A 10,877-nucleotide genomic window follows, 5' to 3' on the forward strand; every position below is an offset into this window, starting at 1 on the left:
AGCACTTTGTATATTTTCCTTCTTCTCGTTTATGACGGAAGTAATAACGTACGCCGACTCCCCCAAAAATAAGGCATACTACTATTATTATGAGCTGACCAAACAAAATTATCACCCAGCTTTCAAAATATATAATACCACATACACCTAAGATAGAAACGTAAATATGTTTTTTGCAGTATTATATACTCCGCAAAATATTAAAACTATTATATATTTTATGCGTGTGTTATGCAGAATTGTTCCTGTTTACCCCAAAAAACAGGAACAAAATCACGCAGAGCATACAATATATAAAATCAAATACAATTTATTCTATTCTAACACATTAAAGTACGCTTTGCAATATCTTTTAATAAAAAAATTACTAAAAAATCCCCACCTCTTTTATTTTTTCTATCATGTCGAATTACAATACTTGAAATAGCGAATTAGGGGTGGGGATAATTTTATCAGATACATCTGACTTATTCGTTGGGATATGTTTTCCAAGAAAGCATTTATCAGCCTATGCCGCCGTAAACAATTCCCAGAACAAAAACAAGAATTGTTATAGGCACATAGAAGTATTTTCCCAGCCATCCGAAAATCTTTTTGAGCGGCTTGCTTCTGCCTATGTTAAGCTCTTTGAGAATTTTGTCAAGTCCGAGAATGTAGTAAATTGAGAATGCTCCCAAAACTGCGCCGAATGGAACAACAATGATTGTGATGAAGTCCATCCATGAGCCAAGCTTGCCTTCCTCCTCGATAAATATGCCAACTGCAAATGCTATAGCTGCACAGAGAGCAACAGCTACTTTTCTGTTGAGCTTTAATTTGTGCTGCCAGCTTTCAACAACTGCTTCAAACATATTTACAAGGGAAGTGATTCCTGCGAATGCAACTGAAAGGAAGAACAAAACCGCAAACAGTCTGCCCATAGGCATCTGGTTGAAAATTCCCGGAATTGTGATGAACATGAGAGGCGGGCCTGACTTTGGCTCAATTCCGAATGCGAACACTGCCGGCATAATTGCCAGAGCGGAAAGCATAGCCGCTACAGTGTCGAAAAATGCAGTGCGGACTGAAGCCTTTGTGATGTCCTCTTTTTTGCTGAGGTATGAACCGTAAACTATCATACCTGAACCGGTGATTGAAAGTGAGAAGAATGCCTGTCCCATAGCCATAACCCAGGTGTCAACCTCTAAAAGCTTTGACCAGTCAGGGATAAACAGGAATTTATATCCGTCTACAGCGCCCGGAAGAAAAGCAACTCTTACAGCAATTATTGCAAACAAAACAAAGAATACAGGCATCATTATTTTGTTTACACGCTCTATGTACTTAACTGCGCCGAAAATAAGGATTATCATTGTTATGATAATTACAGCTGCGTGCCACGGCACACTGCCGAACTCACCGGTTGCCTGTGAGAAATACTCTGAGGTTTGACCGCTTTCAAAAAGCTTGCCTGTTACAGAACCTGCCAAAAAGCGAAGTACCCAGCCGATAATTACCGAATAACCTATGGCGATTCCCAGGGAACCAAAAAGCGGTATCCAGCCCAGAACCTTGCCCACTTTGCCTAAATTGTGTTTGTTTACTTTTCTTTCAGACCAGCATCTTTCGTAAGAACCTAAGGTTCCTGTTCCGGAAAGTCTGCCGATTCCGAATTCTGCGGAAAGTCCCACATAGCCGAAAAGAGCTACGAAAAGAATGTACGGAATTAAGAACGCCGCTCCTCCGTATTGTCCCAGACGGTACGGGAACATCCAAATGTTTCCCAAACCTACAGCCGAGCCAACGCAGGCTATTACAAATCCTATAGAGCTTGAGAAACTGCCGTTTTTGTGCACAAGAGTGTTACCTGCACCCTTGTTATTTTTTGATGACACAAAAGCACCCCCATTAGATTTTTTTGGGATTTTTTCTTACAAAAATATTGCAATGTTAAAGAAATCCCACGCTTTAGCACTTCAATGGTTTAAATTTTAACAATTTAACCCGACAAAAACTCATTATACTATAACCCTCCTTATTTTACAACCCTTATTTTTTATTTCCGATATGCAATTTTTTTATATCCGACCTGCCAGGGTTTAGCTTTTAAATTGACACCTGCGCAGGTCGGGCGAGACGTTTTTCTTAGTTTTTGGAATGGTTCGCTCTCAATGAACTTTTGTTTTTCCGTCTTTGAAATGGCTCGCTTTCGGATTGTTTGTTGTGTAGTTATTCTGTTTTGTTATTTTGTATAATAATTTATGTTATTTTTATATATTGTTACAGAGTGTTTGTTATTATGCACAAAATAACACGATAAAGTTATAACAAAAAAAATAAAAATAAATTGTATATAATGATTAAATGTGGTATAATTTAGGTGTAATAAAAAATTAAAAAAGGGGTTGAGCTTTATGGAGAAAAAACCAAAGAAAAAATATGTAATTTTCGGCGTTGCCGTTGTTATGATTGCCGCAGTGATTTTTGTTGTATGGAGTGTCACCTCTAATTCCACCCTTAAAAAGGAATGTCCCGCTTTGGAAAACGGTGATATGGGGGAGATGTATTTTTTCCAACTTACATCGGGAGCAGAGTCCGGTAGACATGAAATTGAATTGCCTCAAGAGGAGTTGAGAAGCTTGCTTTTATCAGATGTTGAACTGAAAAAGGCGCCGGAATCCCAATTCATGCCTGATTTGTGCTTTATATTTAAGGTGTATGGAGATGCGGAATATGAAAATGATGTTGTCTATGATATTGTTATTTCCGTTGATGGAAACGTGCGTGTTAGTACGTTTGGTAATTTGCCTTCTAACAGAACCTTTTGGAAAGACCCGGAGGGAAAGCTTTTTGACGGGATTTATAACCTCTATCTGGAAAACGGCGGAGAGAAAATAGAAGCCGTAGAGGAATATAAAAATAACATTCTTTAGTTCCGACCTGCAAAGGTTTAGCTTTTAAATTAACGTCTGCACAGGTCGGGTGAGACCTTGGTTTTTGAAATTACAATGGCTATGTCGTATTTAAGTTTGCGGCATAGCCATTTTTATTATGACGTTTAATAAAAATAAAACAAAACCGCAGGGGCGGAATGAATTGATTTAATAAATAATTATTCCATAAAAGAAAAATAAAAAATAATATTGCAAAGGGTGTGGGGGTGTGATATACTTCTAATAAGTATATATAGTTAAAATAAATATATAAAATATAAAGCTAAATGAGAGCAAACCATTCCCAAAATTGTGGAAAAGGCTTCGCCCGCCTTGTGATGATGTTTATTTCCAAGCTAAAGTCTTGCAAGGCGGAACTAAAAGACTCGCCCGACGGAAAACGTGAGCTAATTTTAAGCTTAACCTTTCCTTGTCTGAGATAAAAAACAAAACTTGATTGAGAGCGAGCCATTCCAAAGACTGCGGAAAAGGTCTCGCCCGCCTTGAAATGATGTTCATTTCCAAGCTAAAGTCTTGCAAGGCGGAACTAAAAGACTCGCCCGACGGAAAACGTGAGCTAATTTTAAGCTTAACCTTTCCTTGTCTGAGATAAAAAACAAAACTTGATTGAGAGCGAGCCATTCCAAAGACTGCGGAAAAGGTCTCGCCCGCCTTGAAATGATGTTCATTTCCAAGCTAAAGTCTTGCAAGGCGGAACTAAAAGACTCGCCCGCCTTGTGCTGACGTTCATTTCTAAGCTAAACCTTTGCAAGGCGGTTATAAAATAAAAAAGGAGAAGAATAGTGTATGTGCGGAATTTGCGGATTTACAGGAGAAGTTATTGACCGTAACGAAACAATACATAAGATGACGGAAGTTATCACACATAGAGGTCCGGATTCTGACGGATTTTTTCTGGACGATAGAATTTCAATGGGTTTCCGCCGTCTGAGCATTATAGACCTTGAGGCAGGAAGCCAGCCTATTTATAATGAAGATAAAAGTCTTGTACTTACATTTAACGGAGAAATTTATAATTACCGTGATTTGAGAAAAGAGCTTATAGAAGCAGGCCATAAGTTCTATACAGAAACAGACAGTGAAACACTTATCCACGGTTTTGAAGAGTGGGGAACAGACCTTTTGAATAAGCTTAGAGGTATGTTCGGTTTCGCTATCTATAATAAAAAGGATGGAAGTGTGTTTATTGCAAGGGACTTCTTCGGAATAAAGCCAATGCACTATACACTTATTGACGGCGAGTTGGTTTACGGCTCTGAAATAAAGAGTATTCTCTGCCACCCGAAATTTGTTAAGAAATTCAATACAAGAGCGCTGGATACATATCTTTCTTTCCAGTATGCAGTTCCGCCGGAAACATTCTTTGAGGGCGTTTACTGCCTGCTTCCCGGTCACTATATGTGGTATAGGGACGGCAAGGTGGAAACCACAAGATATTTTGAAGCAAGATTTAACCCGGACGAAAGCCTTACAGAGGAACAGGCTGTTGACGAGATTGAAAAGGTTTTTGAAAATTCCGTTAATGCTCATAAGATTGCAGACGTTGAGGTTGGATGCTTCCTTTCCAGCGGCGTTGACTCAAGCTATGTTTCCACATATTTTGCAGACCAGAAAACCTTTACAGTTGGTTTTGACTTCGGTCTTAAATACAACGAGATAAGCTGGGCACAGAGACTCAGCGAGAAAATAGGCGTTGAACACCATACAAAGATTATCGGAAGCGAGGAGTTCTGGGACGCAGTTCCAAAGGTTCAGTATCATATGGATCAGCCACTTGCTGACCCGTCATGTATCGCTTTGTACTTTGTATCGAAGCTTGCTTCCGAGTATGTAAAGGTTGTACTTTCCGGAGAGGGCGCAGACGAGCTGTTCGGCGGATATACAGTTTATAACGACCCACGTGTGTTTAAGGTTTATCAGACAATAGTTCCTTACTGCGTGAGAAGAGGAATTTATAAGCTTGTTTCAAAGCTTCCGGATATAAAGGGACGTGACTATCTTATGAGAGCCACCCACCCGCTGGAGGAAAGATTTATCGGAAACGCTTTCATGTACAATATGAAGGAAAAGCAGGAGATTTTGAAAGACCCGTCAATCGCTACACGTCCTCAGGATATCACAAAGAAATTTTACGATAGAGTTAAGGACTACGACGACGTTACAAAGATGCAGTACCTTGACATAAATCTTTGGATGGTGGGAGATATTCTCCTTAAAGCCGATAGAATGAGTATGGCAAACTCCTTGGAGCTTAGAGTTCCTTTCCTTGATAAGGAAGTTTTCAAGGTTGCTTCAAAGCTTCCAACAAGACTGAGAGTTAATAAGCACAATACAAAATATGCCATGAGAAAAGCTGCCCAGCGTCATATGCCTGAGGAAACAGCGGAAAAAGAGAAGTTAGGTTTTCCTGTTCCAACAAGAGTATGGCTTCGTGATGAGAAGTACTACAACGTGGTTAAGGATATGTTCAACAGCGACATTTCAAAGAAATTCTTTAAGCCGGAACAGCTTATTGCATGGCTTGACGAGCACTACAGCGGCAAAGAGGATAACAGCCGTAAGGTTTGGACAATTTATATTTTCCTTGTATGGTATAAGATTTATTTCGGCGAGGATGAGAAATAATTTTTATAATCATAAATAGTTATAAAAAATAAAACACCGCCGTATGGACGGATTAAATAGAACAAAAATAAAGTTAAATGAGAGCGAGCTATTGCAAGTAATAAAGCGAACGTCTCGCCCGACCTGTGCAGGTGTTTATTTTTTATATTTTTACCTTGCAGGTCGGAAATAAAAAACTCGCCCGACCTGTAACGGAAGTCAATTTTTATATCCTCCCTTTGCAGGTCGGATATAAAAATAAAAGGAGGTAATAAAAGATGAATTTGGAAGAAAAGAGAGTCGGTACAACGGAAATTTATGACGGAAAAATTATTCATGTTTTTGTTGACGACATTGAACTGCCAAACGGAGGACCGGCAAAAAGAGAAATTGTGGCTCATCCCGGCGGCGTAAGCATTGCTGCGCTGACAGATGAAAACGAGCTGCTGTTCGTAAGACAGTTCCGTTATCCCTATAAGGAGATAACACTGGAGCTTCCTGCCGGAAAGCTTGAAAAGGGACAAAATCCCCTTGAAAACGGCAAGCGTGAGCTTATGGAGGAAACAGGCGCTACCGGTTATAACTATATGTCTTTGGGAAAAATTTACCCAACACCGGGATACTGCACCGAGATTATTCATCTTTACTGCTGCCGTGTTGAGTCTTTCGGAAACCAGCACCTGGACGAGGACGAGTTCTTGAACTTTGAAAGAATACCTCTTGATAAGGCTGTTGAGATGGTTCTCAATAACGAAATTCCGGACGCAAAAACTCAGATTGGAGTTTTGAAAACGGCTCTCCTTTTAAAATCAGGAAAGATTTGATTTAAGGATTATTAAAAAGGTTGGTATAATGAAAATAATCAAAACTTTTGAAAATAAAGAAAAAAATCCCACTGCTGTAGCTCTGGGATTTTTTGATGGGGTTCATTTGGGACACCAAAAGGTAATTTCACAGGCGGTAAACTGTAAAAAGCAGGGACTTGTGCCAACGGTTTTTACCTTTTTGGATATGCCCTCGGCAAAAATCAAGGAAAGAAGCCCGGGACTTTTGACCACAAATTCCGATAAGGCTGTTATTATGGAAAAGCTGGGCGTAAAGGTTTTGTATGCCGTTGACTTTAATTCCGTAAGGGATATGTCAGCCTCTGATTTTGTGGAAAAAATACTTTTTGAAAAGCTCAATGCAAAAAAGATTTTCTTCGGTGAAAATTACCGCTTCGGCAAAAACGCAGAGGGAAACAAGGATTTCCTTTTTGAGAACTGCCCCAAATACGGAATAGAACCGGTTGTAGTTCCTGCGGAAAATTTTGAGGGACAGCCGGTAAGCTCCACACGCATAAGGGAATGTATAAGAAAGGGCGATGTTTTGACCGCCTCAAAAATGCTGGGCAGATATTTCGGAGTGTCACAGACCATTGTTGCCGGAAATAAAATCGGAAGAACAATGGGAACCCCTACAATAAATCAGCAGGTTCCGCCGGGAGGAGTTCTGCCGAAATTCGGAGTTTACGCTTCGGCGGTTACGGTAAAGGGAAAAACCTACTGCGGAGTTACCAATGTGGGAGTAAAACCAACGGTTGGTTCAAAAATCCCCCTGTATGAAACCTGGATAATAAATTTCAGCGGAGATATTTACGGGGAAAAGGCGGAAACCCTTTTGCTGGACTTCATAAGACCGGAGAAAAAATTTGAAAACCTTGACCGTTTGAAAGCTGAGATTTTCCAAAACGGAATACAGGCTCAGAAAATTTTTAAAAGCGTATTTAATTCAAAGAAAAAATAACCTTTTAGCAACCGATAAATTTTGTAAAAATCTCATTTGAAATCTTCTTTGTATCTTGAAAAATCTTGATATAATTTGAAGTTTAACGGATTAAAACATCAAAAAATAATTGACATTCCTTTTGTGTGCTGTTAATATTAAAGTGTACGATTGGTGACGTAATTTAAAAAATAAAGTGAAAACAATCAGCTCTGTGACTAATAGGGCTGATATTTTACTTTAAAACGTCATCCTTTAGAAAAATATTACTCGGAGGAATGTTCAAGATGGAAAAAATTTTCAGACTGAAAGAACACGGAACCGACGTAAGAACAGAAGTCATTGCAGGTATTACCACATTTCTTGCTATGGCTTATATTCTTGCAGTAAACCCTGGTATGCTGGCAGCAGCAGGAATGGATCAGGGTGCGGTTTTCACAGCCACAGCGGTTTCCGCTGCATTTGCCACACTTTTGATGGCATTTTTGGCAAACTATCCGGTTGCACTTGCTTCCGGTATGGGTCTTAACGCTTACTTTGCATATTCAGTATGTCCAATGCTTGCAGAGCAGGGCATAACAGAACCTTGGCAGGTTGCTCTCACCGCTATTCTCGTAGAGGGTATTATATTTATTATCCTTTCAATTTTCAAGTTCCGTGAATCACTGGTTAACTCAATTCCAAAAAACCTCAAGCTTGGTATTACAACAGGTATCGGTCTTTTCATAGCTATTGTAGGACTTAAAGGTGCAGGAATTGTTGCAGACGATGCAAGCAACTTGGTTGGCATGGGTAAAATGTCAACTCCTCAGGTTGTTTTGGCTTTGGTAGGTTTCCTTATTATCGCAATTCTCACACACTACAAGGTTAAAGGTGCAATCCTTATCGGAATTATAGTTACATGGCTTTTGGGAATAGGCGCACAGCTTACAGGATGGTACGATGTAACTGTAAATCCTTCACTTATTCCTAATTTCAGCGTGGAGAATATTCTCCCTCCAAGCCTTGCACCTACATTCTTTAAATTTAATTTTGAATTTATGACTCAGAATGTTCTTCAGTTTGCAATTATTGTTTTTGCTTTCCTCTTTGTTGACCTTTTCGACACAGTAGGAACTTTGGTTGGCGTTGCCTCAAAGGGAAATCTTCTTGATAAGGACGGCAATCTTCCAAAGGCAGGTAGAGCACTCATGAGCGACGCTATCGGTACAGTTGCCGGTGCAGTTTTGGGTACATCAACAGTTACAAGCTATGTTGAGTCCACTGCCGGTGTTGCAGAGGGCGGAAGAACAGGTCTTACAGCAGTTGTTTCCGCAATCGGATTTATCCTTGCTCTCTTCTTCTCACCGATATTCCTTGCAATCCCAAGCTTTGCTACAGCTCCTGCACTTGTTTTCGTAGGACTTCTCATGATGTCCTCTGTAAAGGACATGGATTTGACAAGCGACGCTGCTGACATGGCTGGCGGATTTTTGGCAATCATCATGATGCCTTTCACAAGCTCAATTGCAAACGGCATCATGTTCGGTATCCTTGCATGGGTTATCATCAGACTTTTCCAGGGCAAGTACAAGGAAATTCACCCGGTTATGTACGTTGCCGGTGCACTCTTCGCTCTCAGAATCTTCATGCTCGTAATGGGCTGGAATTAACTTTTATTTCCGCCTTGCAAAACCTTGTCCTTAGAATAAACATCGTTTCAAGGCGGGCGAGACGTTCCACAAAATCTTTGGAGTGGTTCGCTCTCGGTTAGGGTTGATTATTTTTATTTCTGGCGTGCAAAGGGCGGATATAAAAATTGACTTCCGTTACAGGTCGGGCGAGTCTTTTATTTCCGACCTGCAAGGTAAAAATATAAAAAATAAACACCTGCACAGGTCGGGCGAGACGTTTTCCTTAATTTTGGGAATGGTTCGCTCTCGGTTGCGTTTTATTTATATTTGAATTGTTACAGCCACGGTTGTTTTGACCGTGGCTGTTTTTTTCTTTTGCGGAACTATAAATTTACACCACACCAACGATTTATTATAAAACAAACTTATTTTTTATAAAAATATTTTATTTTAAAAACTGATATGGTATAATAAAGAAAATAATATATATAAAAACATTTTATTATTTATGAAAGAGGTGGTGTTTTATGAAAAAGACTAAAAATGTTTTGATTATTCTTTTGGCGGTTTTTGCGCTGGGATTTTTTGCTTCCGGCTGTTCGGAAAAAATGACTCCGGAAAAGCTTGATTCTCTTCCAACGGACTACAACATTGAAAATGCGGAGAAGGACGGTTTTATTGTAATCAATTCAAAGTCAAACGACGCACAGATTAAGGAAATTGAAAACTTCATAAAAGACGCCCTTTCAGGAAAAAATGAGGGCGAGAGCATCTACATTATAAACGAAAACAAAGAGGTTACCGTTTTTACAGGTCAAAAGGTATGTGTTTCATCTTATGTTTTCGACATAAAGGAAAACTGCATTACTGAAAATCCCCAGCTTTATTTCAGGTGGGGAGAGAGAACCACTGAAAACGGCGACACAGAATTTTACGTTTATTCCACCCAGGAGGATGTGGACAAGGGATATATGTTCAATATATTTTTACAGAACATATTCTCCGAGGTAAATGAGAAAACAGTATATTTCCATAATTAAAAAACAGCGGCTTCAAAACTGAAGCCGCTGAAATTTTTAATATGAAATTTTAATCTCTTTTTTCTATGATAACGGAGGAAATTCTTCTGTCCTCAATTTTATCTACCGTTATCATAAGGTCGTTTACTATTATTGACGGGTGCTCGCCCTCTTTTGGTATTCTGCCGATTTTGTCAAGAATAAGTCCGGCTATTGTTTCGCTGTCTGTTTCTATGTTTTTAAGGGAAGTTCCGGTAAGGTCTTCAACCTCGTCCAAAGGAAGAGAGCCGTCGGCGGTAAACTTATTGGCGGAAAGTTCCTTTATTTCCTCTTTTTCGTGGTCGAACTCGTCCTGAATATTGCCTAAAATCTCTTCGATAAGGTCTTCAAGGGTGATAAGTCCGTCTGTGCCGCCGTATTCGTCCACAACTATTGCAAACTGCATTTTCTTTTTTGTCATTTCGGCGAAAAGCAGAGAGCATTTCTTTGTTTTAGGAACGTAAAGAACCTCACGTGTTACATTTGATAATTTAAAATCCTTAGGTACGTCGCCCAGCACATAGCGCAGCAAATCCTTTACGTAAAGCACGCCGGTTATTTTATCCATATCCTCGTGATAAACAGGGATACGTGAATATCCGGTGGAAATTGCCGTATTTACCACATCTGAAAGTGATGCGTCGTCGGATATTGCCACCATGTCGGTGCGGTGGGTCATAATTTCTCCTACAGACAGGTCGTCAAAGTCAAAAATATTCTCGATAATGTCCTTTGTGGAGCTTTTAATAACGCCTTTTTCGTTTCCCTCTTCAACAAGAGAGAGTATTTCGTCCTCGGCTTCCTGCTGCATTTCCTCGTGGTTTTTATTTTTGAAAAATTTGTCGAAGAAGCCGGTGCCTTTTTTGCTTTGTGAATTGTTGCCTCCCGATTCGTCAGGCATTTTC

The 10,877-nt window shown here is 39.7% G+C and carries 8 protein-coding genes; 6 read left to right on the plus strand and 2 right to left on the minus strand.

Going from position 1 to position 10,877, the window contains the following annotated elements; genetic code table 11:
• Positions 1 to 503: 503 nt before the first annotated feature.
• A complete protein-coding gene (locus CGICJO_RS03660; protein WP_486499680.1) occupies positions 504 to 1,874 on the minus strand; it encodes a sodium-dependent transporter in 1,371 nt (456 codons plus the stop codon).
• 519 nt (positions 1,875 to 2,393) lie between these two features.
• Here CGICJO_RS03660 and CGICJO_RS03665 point away from each other — a divergent pair.
• The 6 genes from CGICJO_RS03665 to CGICJO_RS03690 all read left to right on the plus strand — a co-directional run bounded on the left by CGICJO_RS03665 (position 2,394) and on the right by CGICJO_RS03690 (position 9,954).
• Entirely contained in the window at positions 2,394 to 2,912 is a 519-nt protein-coding gene (locus CGICJO_RS03665) for a hypothetical protein (protein ID WP_486499681.1), read from the plus strand.
• Between the two features lie 807 nt (positions 2,913 to 3,719).
• Positions 3,720 to 5,558 (plus strand): asparagine synthase (glutamine-hydrolyzing), encoded by a 1,839-nt coding sequence (asnB, locus tag CGICJO_RS03670; protein ID WP_486499682.1) that lies wholly within the window; start codon positions 3,720 to 3,722, stop codon positions 5,556 to 5,558.
• Positions 5,559 to 5,815: 257 nt separating this feature from the next.
• The gene (locus CGICJO_RS03675; RefSeq protein ID WP_486499683.1) at positions 5,816 to 6,361 is read left to right on the plus strand and encodes an NUDIX domain-containing protein; all 546 of its coding nucleotides are present in this window, start codon (positions 5,816 to 5,818) and stop codon (positions 6,359 to 6,361) included.
• A 28-nt stretch (positions 6,362 to 6,389) separates the two neighbouring features.
• Positions 6,390 to 7,322, plus strand: a complete 933-nt coding sequence (locus tag CGICJO_RS03680) for a bifunctional riboflavin kinase/FAD synthetase (RefSeq protein ID WP_486499684.1) — start codon at positions 6,390 to 6,392, stop codon at positions 7,320 to 7,322.
• A gap of 266 nt (positions 7,323 to 7,588) precedes the next feature.
• A complete protein-coding gene (locus tag CGICJO_RS03685; RefSeq protein ID WP_486499685.1) occupies positions 7,589 to 8,953 on the plus strand; it encodes an NCS2 family permease in 1,365 nt (454 codons plus the stop codon).
• Positions 8,954 to 9,441: 488 nt separating this feature from the next.
• The gene (locus tag CGICJO_RS03690; RefSeq protein ID WP_486499686.1) at positions 9,442 to 9,954 is read left to right on the plus strand and encodes a hypothetical protein; all 513 of its coding nucleotides are present in this window, start codon (positions 9,442 to 9,444) and stop codon (positions 9,952 to 9,954) included.
• 49 nt (positions 9,955 to 10,003) lie between these two features.
• On the opposite strand, the gene CGICJO_RS03695 is transcribed toward CGICJO_RS03690, so the two are convergent.
• A complete protein-coding gene (locus CGICJO_RS03695; RefSeq protein WP_087379858.1) occupies positions 10,004 to 10,873 on the minus strand; it encodes a hemolysin family protein in 870 nt (289 codons plus the stop codon).
• Positions 10,874 to 10,877 lie beyond the last annotated feature (4 nt).

The sequence above is a fragment of the Candidatus Limousia pullorum genome (assembly GCF_057405065.1).

Bases quoted from the DNA above. Each gene is read 5' to 3' on its own strand.
- CGICJO_RS03685 (WP_486499685.1), top strand. From the start codon at position 7,589: ATGGAAAAAATTTTCAGACTGAAAGAACACGGAACCGACGTAAGAACA.
- CGICJO_RS03665 (WP_486499681.1), top strand. From the start codon at position 2,394: ATGGAGAAAAAACCAAAGAAAAAATATGTAATTTTCGGCGTTGCCGTT.
- asnB (WP_486499682.1), top strand. From the start codon at position 3,720: ATGTGCGGAATTTGCGGATTTACAGGAGAAGTTATTGACCGTAACGAA.
- CGICJO_RS03675 (WP_486499683.1), top strand. From the start codon at position 5,816: ATGAATTTGGAAGAAAAGAGAGTCGGTACAACGGAAATTTATGACGGA.
- CGICJO_RS03695 (WP_087379858.1), bottom strand. From the start codon at position 10,873: ATGCCTGACGAATCGGGAGGCAACAATTCACAAAGCAAAAAAGGCACC.
- CGICJO_RS03680 (WP_486499684.1), top strand. From the start codon at position 6,390: ATGAAAATAATCAAAACTTTTGAAAATAAAGAAAAAAATCCCACTGCT.
- CGICJO_RS03690 (WP_486499686.1), top strand. From the start codon at position 9,442: ATGAAAAAGACTAAAAATGTTTTGATTATTCTTTTGGCGGTTTTTGCG.